The sequence below is a fragment of the Allokutzneria oryzae genome, assembly GCF_042429765.1.
In the GTDB taxonomy this organism is placed as follows: domain Bacteria; phylum Actinomycetota; class Actinomycetes; order Mycobacteriales; family Pseudonocardiaceae; genus Allokutzneria; species Allokutzneria oryzae.
This window is the reverse complement of the sequence record NZ_JBHLZU010000025.1, coordinates 14,264-38,442: the sequence shown is the minus strand read 5'-3', so window position 1 is coordinate 38,442 and position 24,179 is coordinate 14,264. Positions and strand designations below refer to the sequence as shown.

Annotated in this window: 18 protein-coding genes and 1 pseudogene; 6 read left to right on the top strand and 13 right to left on the bottom strand. The window is 70.9% G+C overall.

Annotation, left to right across the window (positions count from 1 at the left end; genetic code table 11):
• Positions 1–608: 608 nt before the first annotated feature.
• The 10 genes and pseudogenes from tyrS to argC all read right to left on the bottom strand — a co-directional run bounded on the left by tyrS (position 609) and on the right by argC (position 10,881).
• On the bottom strand, positions 609–1,883 hold the full coding sequence (gene tyrS, locus ACFFQA_RS28480) for a tyrosine--tRNA ligase (RefSeq protein WP_377858856.1): 1,275 nt from the start codon (positions 1,881–1,883) through the stop codon (positions 609–611).
• Positions 1,884–1,934: 51 nt separating this feature from the next.
• Entirely contained in the window at positions 1,935–2,543 is a 609-nt protein-coding gene (locus ACFFQA_RS28475; RefSeq protein ID WP_377858862.1) for a DNA-3-methyladenine glycosylase, read from the bottom strand.
• 83 nt (positions 2,544–2,626) lie between these two features.
• The gene (argH, locus tag ACFFQA_RS28470; protein ID WP_377858853.1) at positions 2,627–4,042 is read right to left on the bottom strand and encodes an argininosuccinate lyase; all 1,416 of its coding nucleotides are present in this window, start codon (positions 4,040–4,042) and stop codon (positions 2,627–2,629) included.
• A 1-nt stretch (position 4,043) separates the two neighbouring features.
• Positions 4,044–5,037, bottom strand: a pseudogene (locus ACFFQA_RS28465) (argininosuccinate synthase domain-containing protein); the annotation flags it as partial.
• Positions 5,037–5,606: an arginine repressor gene (locus ACFFQA_RS28460; protein ID WP_377858850.1), complete on the bottom strand. Its 570-nt coding sequence runs from the start codon at positions 5,604–5,606 to the stop codon at positions 5,037–5,039. The pseudogene ACFFQA_RS28465 and the gene ACFFQA_RS28460, both read right to left, overlap by 1 nt.
• Positions 5,603–6,538, bottom strand: coding sequence for an ornithine carbamoyltransferase (gene argF / locus ACFFQA_RS28455; RefSeq protein WP_377858847.1), 936 nt, complete (start codon positions 6,536–6,538; stop codon positions 5,603–5,605). The genes ACFFQA_RS28460 and argF overlap by 4 nt, the downstream gene beginning before the upstream one ends.
• Positions 6,535–7,764, bottom strand: coding sequence for an acetylornithine transaminase (locus ACFFQA_RS28450; protein WP_377858844.1), 1,230 nt, complete (start codon positions 7,762–7,764; stop codon positions 6,535–6,537). Before ACFFQA_RS28450 ends, argF begins: the two co-directional genes overlap by 4 nt.
• On the bottom strand, positions 7,761–8,672 hold the full coding sequence (gene argB, locus ACFFQA_RS28445) for an acetylglutamate kinase (protein ID WP_377858841.1): 912 nt from the start codon (positions 8,670–8,672) through the stop codon (positions 7,761–7,763). The genes ACFFQA_RS28450 and argB overlap by 4 nt, the downstream gene beginning before the upstream one ends.
• The gene (gene argJ / locus ACFFQA_RS28440; protein ID WP_377858838.1) at positions 8,669–9,856 is read right to left on the bottom strand and encodes a bifunctional glutamate N-acetyltransferase/amino-acid acetyltransferase ArgJ; all 1,188 of its coding nucleotides are present in this window, start codon (positions 9,854–9,856) and stop codon (positions 8,669–8,671) included. The genes argB and argJ overlap by 4 nt, the downstream gene beginning before the upstream one ends.
• Positions 9,853–10,881 carry an N-acetyl-gamma-glutamyl-phosphate reductase gene (gene argC, locus ACFFQA_RS28435; RefSeq protein WP_377858835.1) on the bottom strand — a complete coding sequence of 343 codons (1,029 nt, stop codon included), beginning with the start codon at positions 10,879–10,881 and terminating at the stop codon, positions 9,853–9,855. Before argC ends, argJ begins: the two co-directional genes overlap by 4 nt.
• Positions 10,882–11,380: 499 nt before the next feature.
• Between argC and ACFFQA_RS28430 the strand changes: the two genes are divergently transcribed.
• The 5 genes from ACFFQA_RS28430 (at position 11,381) to ACFFQA_RS28410 (ending at position 20,348) form a co-directional block, all read left to right on the top strand.
• Positions 11,381–12,403: a phosphotransferase gene (locus ACFFQA_RS28430; protein ID WP_377858832.1), complete on the top strand. Its 1,023-nt coding sequence runs from the start codon at positions 11,381–11,383 to the stop codon at positions 12,401–12,403.
• A 365-nt stretch (positions 12,404–12,768) separates the two neighbouring features.
• Positions 12,769–13,854 (top strand): ATP-dependent DNA ligase, encoded by a 1,086-nt coding sequence (locus ACFFQA_RS28425; protein WP_377858831.1) that lies wholly within the window; start codon positions 12,769–12,771, stop codon positions 13,852–13,854.
• A gap of 36 nt (positions 13,855–13,890) precedes the next feature.
• The gene (hrpA, locus tag ACFFQA_RS28420; RefSeq protein ID WP_377858829.1) at positions 13,891–17,763 is read left to right on the top strand and encodes an ATP-dependent RNA helicase HrpA; all 3,873 of its coding nucleotides are present in this window, start codon (positions 13,891–13,893) and stop codon (positions 17,761–17,763) included.
• A gap of 155 nt (positions 17,764–17,918) precedes the next feature.
• Positions 17,919–19,487, top strand: a complete 1,569-nt coding sequence (locus tag ACFFQA_RS28415; RefSeq protein ID WP_377858827.1) for an alpha/beta hydrolase — start codon at positions 17,919–17,921, stop codon at positions 19,485–19,487.
• Positions 19,488–19,760: 273 nt separating this feature from the next.
• On the top strand, positions 19,761–20,348 hold the full coding sequence (locus tag ACFFQA_RS28410) for an HdeD family acid-resistance protein (protein WP_377858826.1): 588 nt from the start codon (positions 19,761–19,763) through the stop codon (positions 20,346–20,348).
• Between the two features lie 18 nt (positions 20,349–20,366).
• Here ACFFQA_RS28410 and ACFFQA_RS28405 read toward each other — a convergent pair whose 3' ends face one another.
• Complete coding sequence (locus ACFFQA_RS28405; RefSeq protein ID WP_377858824.1) at positions 20,367–21,215, bottom strand: SDR family oxidoreductase; 849 nt, start codon at positions 21,213–21,215, stop codon at positions 20,367–20,369.
• Between the two features lie 133 nt (positions 21,216–21,348).
• On the opposite strand from ACFFQA_RS28405, the gene ACFFQA_RS28400 reads away from it, so the two are divergent.
• Positions 21,349–21,729: a winged helix-turn-helix transcriptional regulator gene (locus ACFFQA_RS28400; protein WP_377858822.1), complete on the top strand. Its 381-nt coding sequence runs from the start codon at positions 21,349–21,351 to the stop codon at positions 21,727–21,729.
• 23 nt (positions 21,730–21,752) lie between these two features.
• On the opposite strand, the gene ACFFQA_RS28395 is transcribed toward ACFFQA_RS28400, so the two are convergent.
• Together ACFFQA_RS28395 and ACFFQA_RS28390 are read right to left on the bottom strand one after the other, a co-directional pair.
• Positions 21,753–22,268, bottom strand: coding sequence for a flavin reductase family protein (locus ACFFQA_RS28395; RefSeq protein ID WP_377858821.1), 516 nt, complete (start codon positions 22,266–22,268; stop codon positions 21,753–21,755).
• Between the two features lie 22 nt (positions 22,269–22,290).
• Positions 22,291–23,814: a tryptophan halogenase family protein gene (locus ACFFQA_RS28390; protein ID WP_377858859.1), complete on the bottom strand. Its 1,524-nt coding sequence runs from the start codon at positions 23,812–23,814 to the stop codon at positions 22,291–22,293.
• Positions 23,815–24,179 lie beyond the last annotated feature (365 nt).

Below are 24,179 nucleotides of genomic sequence, written 5' to 3'. Positions count from 1 at the left end.
CTCGCTTCCCGCCAACCGTATCCGGTCCGCATTCTCGGTGTCAAATCCGCGGTAACCGTGGATTTGGAGTTCGCCGAGGTCGCAGACCCTTTCAGGTCGGCGCCGCAGACGTTATCCGAACCGCATTTCCAGTGTCAAATCGGGGCCGAACCCACCATTTCCACAGAAAACCGTTCCGCACACACGCCTATCGGAACATATTCACTTCACATCTGATGGGAGCACACCCCAGCGACGCACCGCACCCAGGCGGGTTTAGTCAGGAGTGTGTTGTTCCCGGAAGAACGTTGTGGAACTCTAGCCGGTCCGTTTCGACACAGTCTCACCGGGGTCCTTGCAGACCGTGGCTTGCTGGTTTCGTCCCGACCGGGCCACCCACTCTACCACCGTGTGGCGGGAGCTTGGTTCGTGGCCCTTGTTGCCTCGCGCACGTCGTCCCTGACCGAGAAGGTTGGGGGGTGGTGCCGCGTTGGCAGAGGGAAAGTTACGCAGCGCTTGATCTGAAGTCAAATCGCCTGGTCGCGCGGGTGAACGACGAAGGCGCCCGCCGGAAGCCGCTGGTCAGCGGGTTCACGACGGGCGCCGTCACGGTGGTTCCGCGAGGAAGGTCAGCCCTCGACCTGCACTCCGGCCGTGTGACGCTTGCCACGGCGCAGCACCAACCACTCGCCGTGCAGCAGGTCGTCCCTGGTCGGCTGCCACGCCTCATCGGCGATCTTCTCGTTGTTCACGTAGGCGCCGCCCTCGTTGACCGTGCGGCGCGCGGCGCCCTTGCTCGGCGCGAGCCCGGAGGCCACCAGCAGGTCGACGATGGTCGGTTCGTCGGCCAGCCGGACCGTGCCGGTCGGGGCCTCCGACATCGCCGCCTTCAGCGTGGCGGCGTCCAGCTCCCGGATCTCGCCCCTGCCGAACAACGCCTGGCTGGCCGCGATCACCCTGCGGGTCTCGTCCTCCCCGTGCACCAGGGTGGTGAACTCCTCGGCCAGCTTGCGCTGCGCCGCCCTCAGCTGCGGGCGCTCCGCCGTGGACTGCTCAAGCTCGGCGATCTCGTCGCGGTCGAGGAAGGTGAACATGCGCAGGTACTTCAGCGCGTCGGTGTCCTGGACGTTCACGAAGTACTGGTACCAGGCGTACGGCGAGGTCATCTCCGGGTCCAGCCAGACGCTTCCGCCCCCGGTGGACTTGCCGAACTTGCGGCCATCGGCGTCGGTGACCAGCGGCAGCGTCAGCGCGTGCACCGAGGCCCGGTCCACCTTCCGGACCAGGTCGACACCGCCGACGATGTTGCCCCACTGGTCGGCCCCGCCGATCTGCAGGCGGCAGCCGTGCTTGCGGTACAGCTGCAGGTAGTCGTTCGACTGCAGCAGCAGGTAGCTGAACTCCGTGTAGGACATGCCGTCGCCGTCGAGGCGGCGCTTGACCGTCTCCCTGGAGAGCATCACGTTCACCGAGAAGTGCTTGCCGATGTCCCGGAGGAACGCGGTGACCGGGATGGACTCGGTCCAGGTCAGGTTGTTCTCCACCTGGGCACCGGTCGGCGAGTCGTCGAAGTCGACGAAGCGCTCCAGCTGGCCGCGGATCCTTTCGGTCCACGCGGCCACGATGTCCAGCGAGTTCAGCGACCGCTCCTCGGTGTCCCGAGGGTCGCCGATCATGCCCGTCGCGCCGCCCGCCAGCACGATCGGCCGGTGCCCGGCGCGCTGGAACCGGCGCAGGCCGAGCAGCGGGATCATGTTGCCCGCGTGCAGGCTGGGCGCGGTCGGGTCGAACCCGGCATAGAGGGTGAGTGGGCCGTTGTCCAGATCGCCGCGCAGCGCGTCGAGGTCGGTGGACTGCGCGATCAGGCCGCGCCAGGACAGCTCGTCGAGAATGTGCTCACTCACGGGTCCATCTTCCCCCACCTGGTCAAAGCACTTGTCACGCAGGGCCACCGGTCAGGAGGGAGTGCGGCGCTTGCCACCTCGGCGGTAGGTGCTCACGGCGGCGGAGCCCGCGAGCCAGAACCGCCAGGGCACGTCGATCGCGTTGGCCACGCCGACGCGAGGCCCGCTGAGGACCTCCACCTGCTCACCGGGGTCGGCGGCGAGCAGCCGGACCGGTGACGCGGGGTCGGTGAGGTCGATGCCGTCGTGCTCACGGGTCAGCCCCAGCACCGAGCACAGCCGGGCCGGGCCCTTGGCGAGCTCGCCGTCGTTGCGGGCGTTGGGGCGTCGGCGGCGGGCGAGGTCGAGTCCCGTGACCACCTCTCCCGCGCGGAGCAGGACGGCGCCGGGTTCGCCGTCGTGCAGGCTGACCACGTTGGCGCAGAAGTGCATCCCGTAGACGAAGTACACGTACAGGTGACCGGCCGGACCGAACATGACGGCGTTGCGGGCGGTCTTGCCGCGATAGCAGTGCGACGCGGGATCGTCGCCGCCGCGGTACGCCTCGACCTCGACGAGCTTCACGCCGATCGGGCCCTCGGGCGTGTCGGCCTCCAGGACGCTGCCGAGCAGCACCCGGGAGGCGGGGATGGGGTCGATCGCCAGGGCCTCGCGTCGCATCACGGTCACCCGGTCACTCTCCCGTGCCGGTCTGACAGCGAGCGAGGACCCCCTCACCGCCGCCGGTGAGGGGGTCCTGCCGATCACTTCGCCCAGTCTCGGTGTGCGGCGAGCTTCGCGGTGAGGCGGTCGAGCTGTTCGGCGACCCTGGCGGGCGCGGTGCCGCCGTAGGCGTCGCGGGAGGAGATCGAGCCCTCGACCGTGAGGACCTCGCGGACCGCCGGGGTCAGGTTCGGGTTGACGTCGGCCAGCTCGGCGTCGGTCAGCTCCTCCAGCCCGATGCCCTTGGCCTCGGCGCGGCGCACGCACTCGCCCGCCGCCTCGTGCGCGATCCGGAACGGCACGCCGTTGCGGACCAGCCACTCGGCGATGTCGGTCGCCAGGGTGAAGCCCGCGGGCGCGAGCTCGGCCATCCGGTCGGTGTCGAAGGTGAGGGTGCCGAGCATGCCCGCCATCGCCGGGAGCAGCAGCTCCAGCTGGGTGACGGAGTCGAACAGCGGCTCCTTGTCCTCCTGCAGGTCCCGGTTGTAGGCCAGTGGCATGCCCTTGAGCGTGCCGAGCAGCCCGGTCAGGTTGCCGATCAGCCTGCCGCTCTTGCCCCTGGCCAGCTCGGCCACGTCGGGGTTCTTCTTCTGCGGCATGATCGAGCTGCCGGTGGCCCACGCGTCGTCCAGCCTGGCGTAGCCGAACTCCGCGGTGGTCCAGATGATGACCTCCTCGGCGACCCTGGACAGGTTCACGCCGAGCATGGCCAGGCAGAAGGCGATCTCCGCCGCGAAGTCCCGCGAGGCCGTGCCGTCGATGGAGTTCTCCACCGGGGCGTCGAAGCCGAGCTCGGTGGCGACGGCCGCCGGGTCCAGGCCCAGCGAGGAGCCGGCCAGCGCGCCGGAGCCGTAGGGCGAGACCGCGGTGCGGCGGTCCCAGTCCCGCAGGCGTTCCACGTCCCGCAGCAGGCTCTGCCCGTGCGCCAGCAGGTGGTGGGCCAGCAGGACGGGCTGGGCGTGCTGGAGGTGGGTGCGGCCGGGCATGACCGCGCCGGGGTGCGCGCTCGCCTGGGCGACGAGGGCGTCGACCACGTCGATGGTGCCCGCGGCGACCCGGCGGGCTGCGTCGCGCAGCCACATCCGGAACAGCGTGGCGACCTGGTCGTTGCGGGAGCGGCCGGCGCGCAGCTTGCCGCCGAGCTCGGTCCCCGCCCGCTCCAGCAGGCCGCGCTCCAGCGCGGTGTGCACGTCCTCGTCGTCCGGGCTGGGCGCGAACGCGCCGGAGGCCACGTCGGCCTCCAGGACGTCCAGCGCCGCCAGCATCCGGTCCAGCTCGTCGGCGGAGAGCAGCCCGGCGCGGTGCAGGACCCGGGCATGTGCCCGGGAGCCGGCGATGTCGTAGGGCGCCAACCGCCAGTCGAAGTGGGTCGAGACGCTCAGTGCGGCCATGCCGTCTGCCGGGCCGGAGGCGAATCGCCCGCCCCAGAGCCGGGCCGGTTGCTGCTGATCAGTCACAGATGTCCTTTCCGAACTCATCGCCATCGTCCTCAGCTGGCGAGAGTGAAGTCATACAACGACTCTGCACCGCGCCGATCGGTGACCTCGGCGCGGCCGTTGCGCAGGACGAGCCGGACCTCACCGCTGACGCGTTCCTGGGAAGCGGTGAGGAAGGTGTCCAGTGCGTCCTTGAGCGGGGAGAACCACAGGCCGTCGTGGACCAGCTCACCCCAGCGCTGTTCGACCCGCCGCTTGAACCGGGCCAGGTCGCGCTCCAGGGTGACGTGCTCCAGCTCCTGGTGCGCGGTGGTCAGCGTGACGGCGCCGGGGGCCTCGACGGGGCCCAGCCGACCGACGCGGTGGGCGCCCGCGCGGCGGTTGAGCTCCTGGACCGCCTGGAGCACGGTGACGGTCTCGCCGTCGATGGCCACCGGGACGCCCCGGTCGAAGGTGATCACCAGCTCGTCGGAGTCGGCCGGGTCGCAGTAGCGCGAGAAGTCGGTGGCCGCGGCTCGGCACCAGACGCTCTCGTCGACGGCGTGCGGGGAGCGCCGGGTGAGCTCGGTCGGCGGGTCCAGGTCCTCCGCCCACGCGATGACCCCGAGGCCGGGACCGAGGGCGCCGACGCCGAGCTCGAAGCGGGCCCGGCCGTCGCTGTCGCCGGAGCCGCCGTGCGCGACGGTGTCGGCGCCGTGCTGCCTCGCGGCTTCGACCAGGTGCTTGACGACCAGCGGCTGGGACAGCGCGGAGACCAGCGGGTGGCGGCCCTGGCCGAACACGTTGGCCTGGAGCGCGAGCAGGCAGTACCGCTCGGCGAACTCCTCCCGCGCGTCGATGGCGACGACCTCGGCCGCACCGTGCGCCAGCGCCCGCTCGCGGACGGTCTCCGGGTCCACCCCGCCCTGGCCGACGTCCACGGCGACGGCGACGACCTCGGCACCGGTGCGCTCGGCGACCCGGCCGATGCCGACCGAGACGTCCAGGTCACCGGAGCACGCCAGGACGACGCGCATTACTCGGTGTCCTTGCCTGCGGGGTTGTTCTGCCCGGCGAGCGTCATGAAGCGCTCCGCGAGCTCGTCGCCGGAGAGGGGCTCGCGGGCGATCACCATGATCGTGTCGTCCCCGGCGATGGTGCCGACGACGTCGTGCAGCGCGGCCCGGTCGATCGCGCCTGCCAGGAACTGCGCGGCGCCCGGCGGGGTGCGCAGCACGGCGAGGTTGCCGGAGTGGTCGGTGGAGACCAGCAGCTCACCGAGCAGCCTGGTCAGCCGGGAGGTGCCGCCCTCCATGCCGCGGACCGGGCTGCCGTCCTCCGGGATCACGTAGACCGGGGCGCCGCCGTCGGCCCCGCGCAGCTTGACCGCGCCGAGCTCGTCGAGGTCGCGGGACAGCGTCGCCTGGGTGACCTCGATGCCCTCGGCGCCGAGGATCTTGGCGAGCTCGGTCTGGCTGCGCACGGAGAGCTGGCGGACCAGCTCGACGATGCGGGACTGCCGGGCGGCCCTGGTGGCGGCGGTGGTGCCGCGCGCCGAGGTGATCTCGATGCCGGCACCGAGCCTGCTGATGTCGAACTTGCTCATCCGCGGCTCCCTTCCTGGATCAACCAGGTGATCAGGGCCTTCTGCGCGTGCAGCCGGTTCTCGGCCTCGTCCCAGACCGCGCTGGCAGGGCCGTCGATCACCTCGTCGGTGATCTCCCACCCGCGGTGCGCGGGCAGGCAGTGCAGCACGATGGAGTCGGTGCCGGTCGCGGCGAGCAGGGCCTCGTTGATCTGGAACGGGCGGAACGGGCCGACGCGGTCCTTGCCGTCGTTCTCCTGGCCCATGGAGGTCCACGTGTCGGTGACCAGCACGTCCGCGCCGTCGACCGCGGCACGCGCGTCGTGCACCACCTCCACTGTGGCACCGGTCTCCGCCGCGCGCTGCTTGGCGGCGTCGTAGACCCACGGCAGCGGCTGGAACCCGGCGGGCGCGCCGATGCGGACGTTCATGCCCGCGGTGACGCCGCCGAGCAGCAGCGAGTGGGCCATGTTGTTGGCACCGTCGCCGAGGTAGGTCAGCGTGAGACCGGTGAGCCTGCCGAAGCGCTCGCGGATGGTCTGCAGGTCGGCGAGCACCTGGCACGGGTGGAACTCGTCGGTCAGCGCGTTGATCACCGGCACGGTGGCCGCGCCCGCCATCGCCTCGATGCGGGCGTGGGCGAAGGTCCGCCACACCACCATGTCCACGTAGCGGGAGAGCACTCGCGCGGTGTCCTCGATGGTCTCCTCGCGGCCGAGCTGCATGGTGCGGCCGTCGACCACGACCGGGTGGCCGCCGAGCTGGGCGATGCCGACCTCGAAGGACAACCGGGTGCGGGTGGAGTTCTTCTCGAAGATCACCGCGACGCCCTTGGGGCCCGCGAGCGGGGTGCGGCCCTGCGGCGAGTTCTTCAGCTCGGCGGCGACGTCCAGCACGGCGAGCTGCTCGTCCGGGCTGAGGTCGTCGTCCCGCAGGAAGTGGCGCAACGTCACGTGGTCTCCTCCGTCGTGGTGGCGGCGGTGTCGTTCGGGACAGCGCTGTCGAGCAGGGTGGGAAGCGCGGTGACGAAGCTCGCGGCCTCGTCGTCGGTGAGGATCAGCGGCGGGGCCAGCCGGATCGTGTCCGGCTGGACGTTGTTGACCAGGAAGCCCGCCTCGCGCGCGGCGGTGGCGACGGCGGCGGAGACCGGCTGGTTCAGCGCGACGCCCAGCAGCAGACCCGCGCCCCGCACGCCGCGCACCAGCGGGTGGTCCAGTTCCTCGATACCCGCGGTGATGTCCTTGCCCAGAGCGGCGGCGTGCTCGCACAGGCCCTGCTCGGCGATGGTGCGCAGGACCGCGAGAGCGGCCGCGCAACACACCGGGTTGCCGCCGAAGGTGGTGCCGTGCTGACCGGGGCCGAGCAGGTCGCCCGCGGCGCCGATGCCGACGCACACGCCCAGGGGCAGCCCGCCCGCGATGCCCTTGGCCAGGGTCACCACGTCGGGCATGATGCCCGCCCGCTGGAAGGCGAACCAGCTGCCGGTGCGGCCGATGCCGGTCTGGACCTCGTCGAGCACGAGCAGCGCGCCCGTGCGGGTGGTGACCTCCCGCGCCGCGTGCAGGTAGCCGTCCGGCGCGACGATCACGCCGTTCTCGCCCTGGATCGGCTCGATGAACACCGCGGCGGTCTCACTGTCCACAACGGACTCAAGCGCGGCGGCGTCGCCGTAGGGCACGTGCACGACGGTCTCGGGCAGCGGCGCGAACGGGTCGCGCTTGGCTGGCTGGCCGGTCAGCGCGAGCGCGCCCATGGTGCGGCCGTGGAAGCCGCCCTCGGTCGCGACGATCTTGGTGCGGCCGGTGAGCCGGGACATCTTGAACGCGGCCTCGTTGGCCTCGGCGCCGGAGTTGCAGAACAGCACCCGTCCGTTGCCGTGCGCGCCGAGCAGGTCCAGCAGCCGCTCGGCCAGCTCGACGGTGGGCTCGGCGGAGAAGAAGTTGGAGATGTGCCCGAGGGTGGAGATCTGCGTGGTCACGGCCTCGACGACGGCCGGGTGGGCGTGGCCGAGCGAGTTGACCGCGATGCCGGAGAGCAGGTCCAGGTACTTCGTGCCGTCGGCGTCCCAGACGTGGGAACCCTCGCCCCTGGTCAGGGTGATCGACGGGGTGCCGTAGTTGTCCATCAGCGCGGAGCGCCAGCGCAGGCCGCCCTCCGTGTTGGAGGCGATGGCATTCACAGCTGCTCCTCTCCCGGGACGACCATGGTTCCGATTCCTGAGCTGGTGAAGACCTCCAGCAGCACCGAGTGCGCAAGTCTGCCGTCGATCACGTGCGCTCTGGGGACCCCGCCGCGCACCGCGCGCAGGCACGCCTCCATCTTCGGCACCATGCCGCTGGCCAGTCCTGGCAGCAGCCCGGCGAGCGACTCGGCGTCGATGCGGTCGATCAGCGAGGACTTGTCCGGCCAGTCGGCGTAGAGGCCCTCGACATCGGTCAGCACCACGAGCTTCTCGGCCTTGAGCGCGATGGCCAGCGCCGCCGCCGCGGTGTCGGCGTTGACGTTGTGCACGACGCCGTCCGGGTCGGGCGCGACGGTGGAGACCACCGGGATGCGGCCGGCCTGGACGATGTCGAGCACCGCGTCCGGGTTGACCGAGACCACGTCGCCGACCAGGCCGATGTCCACGGCCTCGCCGTCGACGGTCGCGGTGCGCCGCTGGGCGGTGAACAGCTGGGCGTCCTCGCCGGACATGCCGACCGCGTGCGGGCCGTGCTTGTTGATCAGGCCGACGAGCTCGCGGCCGACCTGGCCGACCAGCACCATCCGGACCACGTCCATGGTCTCCGGGGTGGTGACCCGCAGGCCTCCCTGGAACTCGCCGGGGATGCCGAGCCGGTCCAGCATGGCGGTGATCTGCGGGCCGCCGCCGTGCACGACGACCGGGTGCAGGCCCGCGGTGCGCAGGAACACCATGTCCTGCGCGAACGCCCGCTTGAGGTCCTCGTCGATCATGGCGTTGCCGCCGTACTTGACGACGACGATCGCGCCGTGGAAGCGCTGTAACCAGGGCAGCGCCTCGATCAGGACGGCCGCCTTCTCCCCCGCTACGGCGACCCGGTCCGCCGTGGACATCTCCGCGGTCATGACGAGTACGCCGAGTTCTCTTCGACGTAGGCGTGCGAGAGGTCGGTGCTCAGCACCGTCGCGGCGCCCGTGCCGATGCCCAGCTCGACCAGCACGGTGATCTCCTTGCCGGAGAGGTCGGCGAGCGAGCGGTCCTCGCCGCGCACGCCGCCCGCGCAGACCTTCACCCCGTTGAGGGTGATGTCCAGCCGGTCCGGATCGACCTCGGCGTCGGCCTTGCCGACGGCCATGGCGATCCGGCCCCAGTTCGGGTCCGAGCCGAAGAACGCGGTCTTGACCAGCGGGTCGTCGGCGACCGCGCGGGCCACCTTCTCCGCGTCGGCGTCGCTGGCGGCGCCGGAGACGGTGACGCCCACGTGCTTGGTGACGCCCTCCGCGTCGGCCTGGAGCTGACGCACCAGATCGAGGCAGACCGCGGTGAGCACCTCGGTGAACTCCGCCGGGGTCGGCGTGACCCCCGAGGCGCCCGAGGCCAGCAGCAGCAGGGTGTCGTTGGTGGAGGTGGAGCTGTCCACCGTGAGCCGGTTGAACGTGGTGCCGACGGCGGCGCGCAGCGCGGCGTCGGCCACCTCGGCGTCGACGACCGCGTCGGTGGTGACGACGCTGAGCATGGTGGCCATGTTCGGGGCGCACATGCCCGCGCCCTTGGCGAAGCCGCCGACCGACCAACCGGAGGCGTGTCGCAGCTCGGCGTGCTTGGGCACCGAATCGGTGGTCATCACGGCGGTGGCCGCGTCCAGCCCGGCGGCCGGGGTGGCCGCGAGCGCGGAGTGCACGGTGCCGATGCCCGGCAGCAGCGCGTCCATCGGGATCCGCTCACCGATCAGGCCGGTGGAGCAGACCGCGATCTCACCGGCGCCGCAGCCGAGGACCTCGGCCACCTTCTCCGCGGTGGCGTGGGTGTCCTGGAAGCCCTTCGGGCCGGTACAAGCGTTGGCGCAGCCGGAGTTGAGCACGACCGCGCGCACCCGCCGCTGGGTGAGCACCTGCTGCGACCACAGCACCGGCGCGGCCTTGACCTTGTTGGTGGTGAACACGCCGGCGGCCACGTCGAGCGGTCCGTCGTTGACGACGAGCGCGAGGTCCTTCCGGCCCGACGCCTTGATACCCGCGTGGACACCCGCGGCACGGAACCCGGCCGGGGCCGCGACCCCGGCCTCCCGGGTAGGTACTGGACTGGTCACGGTGCGACTCCCACAGTCGGCAGGCCGGTGGTCTCCGGCAGGTCCAGGGCGATGTTCATGCACTGCACCGCGCCACCCGCGGTGCCCTTGGTCAGGTTGTCCTCGGCACCGACCACCACGAGGCGGCCCGCGTCCGCGTCCACGGTGACCTGGAGGTGGACCGTGTTCGCGCCGAGCGTCGAGGACGTCGCGGGCCAGCTGCCCTCCGGCAGCAGGTGGACGAAGGGCTCGTCGGCGCAGAAGCTCGCGTACACCTCGCGCGCGCGGGCCGGGTCGACGCCGTCGGCGATCGGGGCGCTGCAGGTGGCGAGGATGCCCCGGGACATCGGCACCAGCAGCGGGGTGAAGGAGACCGAGACCGGCCGGCCCGCGACGGCGGAGAGGTTCTGCTTCATCTCCGGGGTGTGCCGGTGCGCGCCGCCGACGGAGTAGGTGCTGACCGAGCCCATCACCTCGGAGCCGAGCAGGTTGGGCTTGAGGCTCTTGCCCGCGCCGGAGGTGCCGGAGGCGGCGACGACCACCACCTCCGGGGCGATGAGGCCCTCGGCCAGCGCCGGGGCCAGCGCGATCGAGGTGACGGTCGGGTAGCAGCCGGGCACCGCGACCCGCCGGGCGCCGCGCAGCTTGTCCCGGTTGCCCGGCAGCTCGGGCAGGCCGTACGGCCAGGTCCCGGCGTGCTCGCCGCCGTACCAGCGGCGCCAGTCGGCGGCGTCGGCCAGCCGGTAGTCGGCACCGCAGTCGACGACGAGGACGTCCTGGCCGAGCCGGTCGGCGATCTCGGCTGAGTGGCCGTGCGGCAGGGCGAGGAAGACGACGTCGTGACCGGCGAGTCGCTCGACCGTGGTCTCGACGAGCGTGCGGTCGGCGAGCGGCGCAAGATGCGGCTGGTGCGCGCCGAGCGGCGTGCCCGCGTTGCCGCCTGCGGTGAGAGCGCCGATCTCGACCTCGGGATGGCCCAGGAGCAGCCGCAACAGCTCCCCACCCGCATACCCGCTCGCACCGGCGACCGCGACCCGAATTGCCATACGCATGATTATGCACGGCACTGCAAGTCCACTCAAGCGGTTTCACTCGCGGTGACCGCGGTGTGGGCCGGGTCTCGTCGAACGCCTAAACGCGCCGACCGCTCAACGCGACCGATCGACGCGTCTGAGCGACCTCCGGCCGCCGCGCGGTCCCGATTCTTACGTTCGGCCGAACTGTTGAGGACGACCACCGATGCTCACCGTCTATTCGGCGCACGGACCTCGCTGAGCCGCCATTCGGACGAAGGGCTCCCTTAGTTTTGGCCTCGAACGGCCCGACGGCGATCACCCATGTCGAGGGCTAGCAGGACGTCGGCGGGGTACCCGGGACCACCGACGGTGCCCGTAGTGAGGAGGAGAGGCGCTCACCACGGCCACACCAGGCCCCATCCGCGTACCCCTCGCCAAGGCGGCGGTGACCAAGAATGCCGAGAAGATGATTACCCAGAGCTACGCCAGCCCATCCACGCCGCTGTTGTGCGCGGGCGGAGGGCGACGTATGAGCACGTTGCAGGCACAGGACGTGGCCAACGCCTTCGGGCTCGGCCACGCCCGCGCCCGGCTGCGTGCGGTTCCCGGCGGCCACGTCCACCGGATGTGGCGACTGGACACCGACCGCGGGTCCTACGCGGTCAAGGAGATGAACCGCCAGGACAACCCCGAGTGGATGCCGTGGCTGCAGGCCGCATGGCGGCTGGAGCTCGCGGCCTGGCACGCCAGGATCCGGATGCCGGAGCCGGTGCCCCCGCCCGCGGGCGGGGTGGTCGCCGAGGTGCCGGTCGGCGACGACGCGCCACCGGCCACCGTGCGCGTGCACCGCTGGGTGAACGGCAGGGCGATCAGCCAGCCCATCGACGCCGCCGTCGGCAACTGGGCGGGCCGGACGCTGGCCGCGCTGCACTCGTTGGCGCTGCCCGCCGAGCCGCGCTGGGCCTTCCCGCCGACCGGGACCGTCGAGGCGACGCGCTGGCAGGACCTGGTGGACCTGTCCAAGGACGCGGGCGCGGAGTGGGCGGGTGAGCTGGCCGCGCTGGCGCCGGTCGTCGAGGAGATCCACGACCTGACGCAGATCGCCGCGACGCGGTGGCTGCCGGACGTGCTGACGCACGCGGACCTGCGCGCGAAGAACGTGCTGGTCGCCGCGACGGGTCCGGTGCTGGTCGACTGGGACATGGCCGCTGCGAAGGTGCCGAGGGAGGACCTGGCCGGCTGCGCGCTGTCGGTGTCCGGCTGGAACCAGGACACCGGGCCGGAGCGGGACACGCTGCGGCAGGTGATCGCCGGGTACCGCGCGGCGGGCGGGGACCTGGAGCGGCCGCTCGACGTGGTCGACGCGGCCGGTGACCTGGGCAACGAGGTGGACTGGGTGGCCGCGGTGGCCCGTCGGGCGATCGGGCAGGGCGCGCAGGGACCGGACGACATGGAGCGCAGCGAGAAGCTGATCCCGGGGCTGATCCGGGCCCTGCCGAACAAGCTGCTCGCCGCCAGGAGCCTGCGCTGGTTGCTGGCCGACCAGTTCTGATCAGTACCGAGGTCAGCCCCCGCCCTCCCAGGGGGGCGTCCCCAGTCCCAGTATCCACCACGACAACGGCGTGAAGATCGACTACGGGCGTGCCTGTGGACGGACCACGCCGCTGTGGACAACTGGGGCTCGGCGGGGCGTGATCGGCGCGGTTCGTCGGCATCGCCTGGCAGGCTTGAACCGGGGGGTGCCCCGCGAAGGCATGGCGTGGACGGCTGGCGGCGGGTGGACGTGGGCGCGCGGTGAGCGGCGCGGTTGCGCGGGTGACCAGGGGACGGTCAGGGCTTGACCAGGGGTGGCCGACGGATCGCGCGGGGTTCGGCGAAGGGCTGCGAAAGCCCGGGCGAGCTGCGAGGATGCGCGACATGGCGCTGCCGTTGAGTCCCCCGGTCCTGCCCATGCTCGCCAGCCCCGCCGCCTCGGTCTCCGACAACGGCGGCTTGCTGTACGAGCCGAAGTGGGACGGGTTCCGGTGCATCGTCTTCCGGGACGGCGGCCAGGTGTACCTGCAGTCGCGCAACGGCAAGGACCTCGCGCGGTACTTCCCCGAGATGTGCGCCTCGCTGCTGGCCGAGCTGCCCGAGCGGATCGTGGTCGACGGGGAGCTGGTGATCGAGCGGGACGGCGAGCTGGACTTCGACGCGCTGACCGAGCGGATCCACCCGGCGAAGAGCCGGATCGCGCTGCTCAGTGAACAGACGCCCGCTCGGTTCATTGGTTTCGACCTGCTCGCCCACGGCGACGAGAGCCTGCTCGACCAGCCGTTCAGCGCGCGGCGGAAACGGTTGGAGGAGGTGCTGCCGCAGGGCGAGCGGGTGCACATCACCCCGGTGACCGACGATCCCGCCGTCGCGCGCGAGTGGTTCACGCTGTTCGAGGGCGCCGGGCTGGACGGGCTGATCGGCAAGCCCGCCGACGCGCCCTACTCCCCCAACAAGCGGGTGCTCACCAAGATCAAGCACGCCCGGACCGCCGACTGCGTCGTCGCGGGGTTCCGGTGGCACGTGAAGGCCGAGCCGGGGACCGCCGTCGGGTCGCTGCTGCTCGGGCTGCACGACGACAAGGGCGTGCTGCACCACGTGGGGGTCGTCGGGTCGTTCACGATGGCGAGGCGGCGGGAGCTGGTCGAGGAGCTGGCGGAGCTGCGGGTGAACGCCGCCGAGGGGCATCCGTGGCTGGGCGAGCACCACGACCAGCGGCGGCTGCCCGGTGGGGAGAACCGGTGGCGCAAGGGCGAGCAGGAGTGGGAGCCGTTGCGGCCGGAGCGGGTCCTGGAGATCTCCTACAGCCAGACCGAGGGGGCGCACCCGGCGCGGCTGCGGCACAACGGGCAGTTCGCGCGGTGGCGGCCGGACCGCGACGCCGCTTCCTGCCGGTATGACCAGCTGGAGCAGCCCGCCCGCTACGACCTGCCGTCCGTGCTCTCCGGCGAGGTCCGTCCGGCCAGCTGAAATTCGGCTGTGCCCCGGACCTATCCTGGTAGCGCGATGGGAACACCGGACACGAAGTCTCCGCTGACAGCCCTGGCAGACCGTCTTTCCGAGGTGATGCTCCGCGACGAGCGCCGCCTGCGCCGTCGACTCGACGGGGCCCGCCGGGCCAAGGACCGCCAGGCGCTGGTCGAACGTCTTTCCGCCGAGGTCGAGAAGGCCGAGCTGCGCGTCGCCCAGCGGCGTGCCTCGGTGCCGAGGATCAGCTATCCGGAGCAGCTGCCGGTCAGCCAGCGCAAGGACGAGATCCTCGAAGCGATCCGGGACAACCAGGTGGTGATCGTTGCCGGGGAGACCGGCTCCGGCAAGACCACTCAGATCCCCAAGATCTGCCTGGAGCTCGGGCGCGGCGTGCGGGGGCTGATCGGGCACACCCAGCCGCGCCGGATCGCCGCGCGCACCGTCTCCGAGCGGGTCGCCGAGGAGCTCGGCGGCGAGGTCGGCGAGACCGTGGGCTACAAGGTCCGCTTCACCGACCGCGGCAGCGACAACACGCTGGTCAAGCTGATGACCGACGGCATACTGCTCGCGGAGCTGCAGAACGACCGCCAGCTGCACCAGTACGACACGCTGATCATCGACGAGGCGCACGAGCGCAGCCTCAACATCGACTTCATCCTCGGCTACCTCAAGCAGCTGCTGCCGCGCCGCCCGGACCTGAAGGTGGTCATCACCTCCGCGACGATCGACCCGGAGCGGTTCTCCCGGCACTTCGGCGACGCGCCGATCGTGGAGGTCTCCGGGCGGACGTACCCGGTCGAGGTGCGCTACCGGCCGCTCACCGACCCGGACGCGCCGGAGGACGAGGACCGCGACCAGGTCCAGGGGATCTGCGACGCGGTCGAGGAGCTCGCCATGGAGGGGCCGGGCGACGTGCTCGTGTTCCTCAGCGGTGAGCGGGAGATCCGGGACACCGCCGAGGCGCTGGACAAGCTCGACATGCGCGACACGGAGGTGCTGCCGCTGTACGCGCGGTTGTCCGCCGCCGAGCAGCACCGGGTGTTCCAGGCGCATCGCGGGCGGCGCGTGGTGCTGGCGACCAACGTGGCGGAGACCTCGCTGACGGTGCCGGGCATCAAGTACGTCGTCGACCCGGGCACCGCGCGGATCTCCCGGTACAGCCACCGGCTGAAGGTGCAGCGGCTGCCGATCGAGGCGATCTCGCAGGCATCTGCCAACCAGCGCAAGGGCCGGTGCGGGCGCGTGTCGGAGGGCATCTGCATCCGGCTGTACTCCGAGGAGGACTTCGAGAGCCGCCCGGAGTTCACCGAACCGGAGATCCTGCGCACCAACCTCGCCTCGGTCATCCTCCAGATGACCTCGATCGGGCTCGGTGACATCCAGGCGTTCCCGTTCCTGGAGCCGCCGGACCGGCGCAACATCTCCGACGGTGTGCAGCTGTTGCAGGAGCTGAACGCCTTGGACACCAAGGAGAAGAAGCTCACGCCGATCGGAGGCAAGCTCGCGCAGCTGCCCGTTGACCCGCGCCTGGGCCGGATGGTGCTGGAGGCGGAGAACAACGGCTGCGCGCGGGAAGTCATGATCATCGCCGCCGCGCTGTCCATTCAGGACCCTCGTGAGCGTCCGGTGGAGAAGCAGGAGGCGGCGGCGCAGCAGCACGCGCGGTTCCGCGACTCCGACTCCGACTTCGTCACCTACCTGAACCTGTGGAACTACCTGCGCGAGCAGCAGAAGGCGTTGTCCTCCAACAGGTTCCGCAAGCTGTGCAAGGCGGAGTTCCTGAACTACCTGCGGGTGCGGGAGTGGCAGGACATCGACAGCCAGCTGCGCCAGGTGGCCAAGCAGATGGGCGTCTCGGTCAACACCGAGCCCGCCGACCCGGTGAAGGTGCACACCTCCCTGCTCGCTGGGCTGCTTTCCCACGTGGGCATGAAGGATCCGCAGAAGAACGAGTACTTCGGCGCGCGCAACGCGAAGTTCTCCGTCTTCCCCGGCTCGGCGCTGTTCAAGAAGCAGCCGAGGTGGGTGATGGCGGCCGAGCTCGTCGAGACGACCCGGCTGTGGGGCCGCGTCGCGGCGAAGATCGAGCCGGAGTGGATCGAGAAGCTGGCCGGGCACCTGGTCAAGCGCAACTACAGCGAGCCGCACTGGGAACGCAAGCAGGGCGCGGTGATGGCGATGGAGCGGGTCACGCTCTACGGCATCCCGATCGTGGCCGGGCGCAGGGTGAACTACGGCAAGGTCGATCCGGAGCTGTGCCGCGAGCTGTTCATCCGGCACGCGCTCGTCGAGGGCGACTGGCAGACCAGCCACACGTTCTTCCACACCAACCGGGAGCTGCTCGCCGAGGTCGAGGAGCTGGAGCACCGGGCGCGGCGGCGGGACATCGTCGTCGACGACGAGACGCTGTTCGAGTTCTACGACAAGCGGGTCGGCGCCGAGGCGATCTCCGCACGGCACTTCGACACCTGGTGGAAGAAGACCCGCAGGCAGCAACCGGACCTGCTGACCTTCGACCGCGCGATGCTGATCAACGAGCGGGTGGACGGGGTCAGCGACGCCGACTACCCCGACGAGTGGCACCACGGCGACCTGCGGCTGAAGCTGACCTACCAGTTCGAGCCGGGCACCGACGCCGACGGCGTCACCGCGCACGTGCCCGTCGCTGTGCTCAACCAGCTGGAGCCGGAGAGCTTCAGCTGGCAGGTTCCCGGCCTGCGCAAGGACCTGCTGACCGCGCTGCTGAAGTCGCTTCCGAAGGCGTTGCGGCGCAACTTCGTCCCGGTTCCCGACTACGTCTCCGCGTTGCTGGCGCGGTTGAAGCCGTCGAACACGCTGCTGCTGGCCGAGCTGGAGACGCAGCTGCAGGCGCTGAGCGGGGTCGCGGTCGCGCCGGACGCGTGGGAGCTCGACAAGGTCCCGGACCACCTCAAGATCACCTTCCGGGTGGTCGACGAGAAGGGTGCGAAGGTCGCCGAGGACAAGGACCTCACCGCGCTGAAGGCCAGGCTGCGGCAGAACGTGCAGCGGGAGCTGTCCTCGGCGGGCAACGCGGTGGAGCGGCGCGGGCTCACCGACTGGACCATCGACACGCTGCCCAGGACGTTCACCCAGCAGCGGTCGGGCTACGCGGTCACCGCCTACCCGGCGCTGGTGGACGACGGCGCGAGCGTGTCGGTGCGGATGTTCGAGACCGAGGACGAACAGCGGCGCGCGATGTGGCTCGGCACCCGGCGGCTGCTGTTGCTCGGCGCGCCGTCGCCGATCAAGCTCGTGCACGGGCGGCTGAGCAACCAGGCGAAGCTGACGTTGAGCAGCAGCCCGCACGGCGGGGTCGGCGCCCTGCTCGCGGACTGCGCGGCGTGCGCGGTGGACCGGCTGGTCACCGACGGCGGCGGTCCGGCGTGGGACGCGGCGGGCTTCGGGGCGTTGCGGCACAAGGTCCGCGCGGAGCTGGGCAACGTGATGATGGACGTGCTCGGTCACGTGCAGCAGATCGTGGCGGCGTGGCAGGCGGTGCAGCGCGCCCTGTCCGACGCGCCGGACTACCCCGCGACGCGAGAGGCGCTGGCCGACATCCGCGACCAACTGTCCACTTTGGTCGGTCCGGGCTTCGTGGCGGCGACGGGGGCCGCGCAGCTGCCGCACCTTCCGCGCTACCTGAAGGCGATCGAGCAGCGGATCGGCAAGCTGGCGACGAACGCCGAGCGCGACCGCGACTCCATGCGCGCGGTGCACGCGGTGGCGGAGGAGTACCGCGAGCTGGTCGCCGAGGTCGGCGAGACGCCGGAGGTGCGGCGCGTGCGGTGGATGATCGAGGAGCTGCGGGTGAGCTACTTCGCCCAGACCCTCGGCACCCCCTACCCCGTCTCCGACAAACGGATCTACCGCGCCATGGACCAGATCTGACGGCCATTCGCGGGCTTATGGACCTCTGAGCGCGCTCGAAAAGGTCCATAAGCCCGCGAATGGCGTGTAGGGGTGGTGGGGAGGGGCGCTCACCTGGGGTTTACGGGGGGCGTGAAAGGGTTGGGGGAGAGAAGCAGCGGGGAAAGGGGTCGTCAGTGCCACGAGGTAGGGCCGCGCGCGGTGGCACGGCGGTTGCCCTGGTCGTGGCGGTGCTCGGCATCGCCGGTTGCACTGTTGGGCCTTCGGACCGGCCCGCCGTGGTGCACGACGGTGACGCTCCCCCCGCTCCGGTGACCACGCCCGGCTCGCCCGCCGGGGTGCGGCCGCTCGGGGCGCCCGAGTCGCCGAAGATCAACTGGTCGGACTGCACCAGCCAGACGCGTTTCCGGCTCGGTGAGGCCGCGGGCACCGCCATGCGGTTCGAGTGCGCGCGGGTGAGCAACAGCCTGGACTCGCCGAGCAGGCCGAACCGGGGCACCACCCGGATCGCCGTGCTCAAGGCCGGGTCCGGCCCGGTGCCGCTCGTGGTGGTCAACGACATCAACGGTGAGCCGGGGACGCTGTTCGCGGCGCGGCTGGCGCAGAAGCTCGGGCCGGAGCTGATGGGGACCTTCTCCCTGGTCGGGATCGACCGGCGGGGCACCGGTGAGTCCGAGCACCTGCAGTGCGTTCCCGAGTCCGTGCGGCAGCGGCTGCTCGGGTTCGACCCCGCCGCGAAGGACGGGACGCGGATCAACGAGCTGCTGGAGATCGCCAGGGAGGCCTCGCAGGAGTGCCAGCTCGACCTGGACGAGCAGCTGCAGGCCAACGACACCTGGCGGACCGCCTCCGACCTGGAGCGGCTGCGCGACACCCTCGGCGTGCAGCACCTGCACGCGATCGGCAGCGGTGAGGGCTCGCGGGTGCTGACCGTCTTCGCCGAGCGCTTCGGCGACAAGGCGGGGCGGATCGTGCTGGACGGCTCCCCCGACCCCGGGCTGGACAGCATCGGGTTGGCGCAGGCGAAGGCCGCCGCGGCCGAGGCGGCGCTCGGCGAGTTCGCCACCGACTGCGTGAAGCGGGGTTGCTCGCTCGGAGCCGACCCGCGCGAGGCCGTGACCGACCTGGTCGCCAAGCTCGGCGGCAGCCCGCTGACCAGCTCCGACGGGATCTCGGTGAACGGCGGGTCGGTGATGTACGCGCTGGTCGCCGCGCTGGGTGACCGGGCGAGCTGGCCGGCGCTCGGTGAGGCGCTCGCCAAGGCGGCCGCGGGGGATCCCGCCCCGGTCGCGGCGATGCTCGCCCCGGTGGTGAAGAACAAGAACGTCGCGGGGTCGCGCTTCGACGGGTCGTTGATCACCTCGTGCAACGACACCACGGTCCGCATCCCGCCGGAGCGGGCCGCGCAGCTGATCGGCGAGTGGAAGGGGCGGAGCCCGCTGTTCGGGCCGGTGTTCGCGCACCGGCTGATGTGGTGCGGGCCGTGGCCGGTGCCCAGCCAGCCGCTGCCGCCGGTGCGGGCCGCGAAGGCCGGGCCGATGGTGGTGCTGAGCACGGCGTCCGACCCGGTGACGCCGGTGGAGGGCACCAGGCGGACCGCGGAGCAGCTGACCGGTGCGGCGCTGGTGACCTGGCAGAGCAACGGGCACGGGGCGCTGACCGGCGGGCCGTGCGTCGCCACCGCGCTGAAGGACTACCTGGTGGACGGGAAGATGCCGACAAACGGAACGGTGTGCCCGCCGTAGAAGGTCCGGCGGGCACACCGTCCGAGTGAAACGCCTGCTCAGCTACAGCTTCCGCAGCATCCGCAGCTCGGTCCCGAACAGGAGTTGCAGCAGCTGCAGCCGCCGGCGGCGGACATCTCGTTCATCGTTACCTCCACGCTTGTGGCAGCCCCGGAGCCTCCACGGTATGCGCGGTCGCGCATGGGTCAACACCGCCGCGAGACTGACACCTCTCCCCCGGACCGGTGACCACTCCGAGTGGCAGCGGTAGCACTCCGGGTTGACCATGTGCGCATGGGTGATTTCCTGCTGCGTCGATGGTGGCTCGTGGTCGTTCGAGGGGTCGCCGCGATCCTGTTCGGGGTCCTCGCACTCGCCTGGCCGGGCATCACCGTGCTGGCCCTGGTCACGCTGTTCGGTGTCTACGCGTTCGTCGACGGTGTGGTGGCGATCGCGGTCGCCCTCGCCGACAAGGTGGCGCCGGACGCCGACCGCTGGATGACCGGGCTGCTCGGTGTGGTGAGCCTGGCCGCGGGCGTCGTGGCGGTCACCCTCCCGGGGATCACCGCGCTCACGCTGCTGTACGTGATCGCGGCGTGGTCGGTGGTCGCCGGGGTGATGCAGATCGCGGTGGCGTGGCGGCTGCGCAAGGTCCTCACCCGCGAGTGGCTGCTGTTCGTCAGCGGTGGCCTGTCGGTCGCGCTCGGCCTGGTGCTGTTCTTCCGGCCGGGCGAAGGCGCGATCGCGCTGGTCGTCACGATCGCGGCCTTCGCGTTGCTGTGGGGCGTCGTGCTCACCCTGGTCGGCATCCGGCTCCGCGCCATCGGCAAGCGGCTCACCGCCGAGGCGGAGTTCGCCGAGGGCACCACCGCGGCGCTCTGACTGCTCCTTGAGCAGGGACTACTTCTTGAGCAGGTCGGTGACGTAGTCGGCGACCGGCTGCGTCGGGTGACCGATGAGCTCGCGCAGCACGCCGGGGGTGTGGTCGAGCACCCCACCCTTGGCGATGTTGGCGTCCACGTCGGCGAACACGGCGGCGACCGGCTCCGGCAGGCCAGCCGAGGTCAGCTGGGCGATCTGCTCCTCGGTGGTGAGGACCTGGTACGACACCGGCTTGCCGGAGACGCGGGAGACCACGTCGGCCAGCTCGGCGAAGGACCACGCGGTGTCGCCGGAGAGCTCGTAGATCTTGTTGTCGTGCCCCTCGGTGGTCAGCACCACCGAGGCGGCCTCGGCGTAGTCCGCGCGGGCCGCGCTGGAGACCCGGCCGTCGCCCGCGCTCGTGGCGAGCACGCCGGACTCGACCGCGCCGGTGATCGCCTGCGCGTAGTTCTCGTGGTACCAGCCGTTGCGCAGGATCGTGTAGGTCAGCCCGGAGGCGAGCAGGACCTCCTCGGTCGCCTTGTGCTCCTCGGAGAGCAGCATCCTGCCGGAGTCGGCGAACGGGGCACTGGTGTAGACGAGCCTGCCGACGCCCGCCTTGGCCGCGGCGTTGATCGCGTTGGTGTGCTGGGCGGCCCGCTTGCCGAACTCGTTGCCGGAGACCAGCAGGACCTTGTCGGCGCCCGCGAAGGCGCGCTCCAGGCTCGCCTGGTCGTCGTAGTTGGCGGCGCGGACCTCGACGCCGAGCCCCGCTGCCTTCTCCGGGCTCCGCACGACTGCGACGACCTGGTCGGCGGGGACCCTCGTGAGCAGGGACTGGACGACCAGGGCGCCCAGTCCGCCGGTGGCTCCGGTGACGACGATCATGGGAGGACTCCTCGCGGTGCGGCGCGGGCCGATCCCGCGCTCACCGAGAAGCTTGTACTAACTTTGAGTTAGTGCCAACTGATAGTTAGTACAGTCACATTCTATTGTGCTGTGCGCGAGGTACTGTCAGGGCATGAGCGACGTGCACCAGGAGATCCTTGCCGACGTGTTCTCGAAGGCCTGCCCTTCGCGGGACACCCTGGAGCACGTCACCGGGCGCTGGGGCATCCTCGCGATGATGGCGCTGACCGAGGGCACCTTCCGGTTCAACGCGCTGCGCCGCCGGGTGGAGGGGGTCAGCGAGAAGATGCTCGCCCAGACCCTCCAGGCGTTGGAGCGGGACGGTTTCGTGCACCGCGAGGCGCAGCCGGTGATCCCGCCGAAGGTCGAGTACAGCCTCACCCCGCTCGGCGAGCAGACCGCGGCGAAGGTGATCGACCTGGTCAGGTTCCTGGAGGGAAAGCTGCCGGAAGTGCTTGCGGCGCAACAGAGATACGACGCCGCGAAGGGCTGACTCCACCCTTCGCGGCGTCGGGGTCACAGCTTCCAGGAGGAGAAGCGGCGGAAGCCGTAGAGCAGCGGGTCGTCCGTGCGCTGGACGATGTCGACGACCCGGCCGATCACGATCGCGTGGTCGGCGACCACGAGGACGTCGCCGACGACGCACTCCGCCGTGGCGAAGGCGTCCTCGACCAGCAGCGGCGCACCGACCTGTCGCGACCGCTCCCACCGCACCTGCGAGAACCGGTCGGGCGTCGCGGAGGAGAACACCTCCGCCGCGCGCTTTCCGTCGCTGTGCAACAGGTTCACCGCGAAGCCGCACCGCGCCCGAACGGCGTCGAGCGTGCCACTGCGCAGGTTCAGGCACACCAGCAGGGTCGGCGGGTCCACCGCGACGCTGGACAGCGACGTGCAGGTCAGCCCGTGCGGCGCGCCTTCGGCGTCCAGGGCCGTCACGACCGCGACCCCGCTCGGGAAGGCGCTCATCAGGTCGCGGAACTCCCCCACCGGGACGGCCGCCGTGGCGTCGGGGGAAACGGGTACGGCTGTCATGGCTCCACCCTTCGCCCCGGGATCAGCTGTTGATGGAGTGGATGTACTCGTAACAGGTGGGCAGGTTCTCCACCAGCTCCTCGGCCTCCGCGGCCAGGCGCGCGAGCTCGGCCTTGGCGTTGGCCGGGTCGATGTGCGCCAGCGCGGGGCGGGGATGCTCCGGCTCCAGGCCGAGGCCCAGCGCCATGGTGATCCACGAGTAGGGCTCGAAGCCGTGGTAGTGCGGGTACATCACGGACTCGTCGATCAACAGCGACCGCGCGTGCTCCAGCCGGGGAGCCAGGCCGGCCGGGATCGCCCGGAGCTTGGTCTCCTTCCAGTACGGGGTGTCGTCGCGCTCGGTGGCCCGGTAGTGCAGGACCAGGAACTCCTTCACACCGTCGATGACGTGGGCGACCTTGGTGTTGTAGGCGTCGGCCAGCCGCGGGTCCCAGCGCTCGTCCGGGAAGTGCTTCACCAGCTGCTCGATCCCGTGCTGGATGAAGAAGATCCCGGTGGACTCCAGCGGCTCGACGAAGCCGGAGGACAGCCCGATCGCGACCACGTTGTTCACCCAGGAGCGCTCGTTGCGGCCGATGCGCATCCGGATGTGGTTGGCCTCCAGCTCGTCCTGGCCGGGGGCGACCTTCGCGCGCAGCGTGCGCTCGGCCTCCTCCGGCGAGCAGAACTCGTCGGAGTAGACGTAGCCGTGGCCGTTGCGGCCGTAGAGCGGGATCGTCCAGATCCACCCGGCGTCCATCGCGGTCGCGGTGGTGTAGGGCCGCATCGTCCTGGCGGCCTCGCCCTCACGGGGCACCCGCAGCGCGACGGCGCGGTTGTTGGGCAGCACGTCCTGGAAGGAGGTGAACCGCTCGCCGAGGGTCTGGTTGATCAGCACACCCCGGAAGCCGGTGCAGTCGACGAAGAGATCGCCGCACAGCTCGCCGCTCTCCTTGGTCGTGACGTGGCTGACCCAGCCGCGCTCGTCCTGACCGATCTCGACCACGTCGTCGACGACGTGCCGGACGCCGCGCTTGACGCCGTACTTCGCGAGGAACTTGGCCAGCAGGTCGGCGTCGAAGTGGTAGGCGTAGGGGAACTGAGCCCGCTGTTCGTCCAATGTGGACCGTCCAAGTGAACCGTCCAGGTTGGACACGAACAGCGAGCCGTCGAGCAGGCGCGGCGAGAGGTTGTTCTCGCACATGGTCGGCGTGAGGTAGACGTGCCGGTCGAAGTCCTCACCGCCGTCGCCGAGCCGCAGCCACCAGTCGGCCATGGTGAAGCCGTCGGCGACGCGTAACCGCTCGAAGGGGTGGTAGAAGTGGTGGCCCTTGCGGCGCCAGTCCTCGAAGCGGATCGCGAGCTTGTAGGAGGCCGAGCACTCCGGCATCCACTCCCGCTCGTCGAGGCCGAGGTAGTCGAAGAAGTGCCGCACCGTGGAGAAGGTGGCCTCACCGACGCCGATCGTGCCGACCCGCCTGGACTCGACCAGCGTCACGTCCACCCGCTCGCCGAACGCCTCCTTCAGGTACGTGGCTGTCATCCATCCCGCTGTGCCACCGCCCACAATGACCACTGACTTGATCACACCAACGCTCCTTGGGATCGTCCGAGCTCTGGAATGACCGTACTGAGCTGGCCTTTTAGCTTGTTATCAAAGCCTTTACCTTGTGGCACAGCGGAATGTGCTCGCGTGGCCTGGCTGGCGTGGTCGGGATTCTCGCGTTTTGTCACCTTGATGCGCGCATGAGCGCCCTCTTCTCGCATTAAGGCTACAAAACGCGAAGTGGGGGTGCGTGGTGAGCTACGGGGAGGGGGTGTCGGAGGTGGTGTCGGGGGCGGCGAAGTGGTGTCGGGGGCGGCGAAGTGGTGTCGGGGGCGGCGAAGTGGTGTCGGGGGCGGCGAAGTGGTGTCGGGGGCGGCGAAGTGGTG

Bases quoted from the DNA above. Each gene is read 5' to 3' on its own strand.
- ACFFQA_RS28460 (WP_377858850.1), bottom strand. From the start codon at position 5,606: ATGAGCAAGTTCGACATCAGCAGGCTCGGTGCCGGCATCGAGATCACC.
- ACFFQA_RS28430 (WP_377858832.1), top strand. From the start codon at position 11,381: ATGAGCACGTTGCAGGCACAGGACGTGGCCAACGCCTTCGGGCTCGGC.
- ACFFQA_RS28410 (WP_377858826.1), top strand. From the start codon at position 19,761: ATGGGTGATTTCCTGCTGCGTCGATGGTGGCTCGTGGTCGTTCGAGGG.
- ACFFQA_RS28425 (WP_377858831.1), top strand. From the start codon at position 12,769: ATGGCGCTGCCGTTGAGTCCCCCGGTCCTGCCCATGCTCGCCAGCCCC.
- ACFFQA_RS28475 (WP_377858862.1), bottom strand. From the start codon at position 2,543: ATGCGACGCGAGGCCCTGGCGATCGACCCCATCCCCGCCTCCCGGGTG.
- ACFFQA_RS28395 (WP_377858821.1), bottom strand. From the start codon at position 22,268: ATGACAGCCGTACCCGTTTCCCCCGACGCCACGGCGGCCGTCCCGGTG.
- argB (WP_377858841.1), bottom strand. From the start codon at position 8,672: ATGACCGCGGAGATGTCCACGGCGGACCGGGTCGCCGTAGCGGGGGAG.
- argC (WP_377858835.1), bottom strand. From the start codon at position 10,881: ATGGCAATTCGGGTCGCGGTCGCCGGTGCGAGCGGGTATGCGGGTGGG.
- hrpA (WP_377858829.1), top strand. From the start codon at position 13,891: ATGGGAACACCGGACACGAAGTCTCCGCTGACAGCCCTGGCAGACCGT.
- ACFFQA_RS28405 (WP_377858824.1), bottom strand. From the start codon at position 21,215: ATGATCGTCGTCACCGGAGCCACCGGCGGACTGGGCGCCCTGGTCGTC.
- ACFFQA_RS28400 (WP_377858822.1), top strand. From the start codon at position 21,349: ATGAGCGACGTGCACCAGGAGATCCTTGCCGACGTGTTCTCGAAGGCC.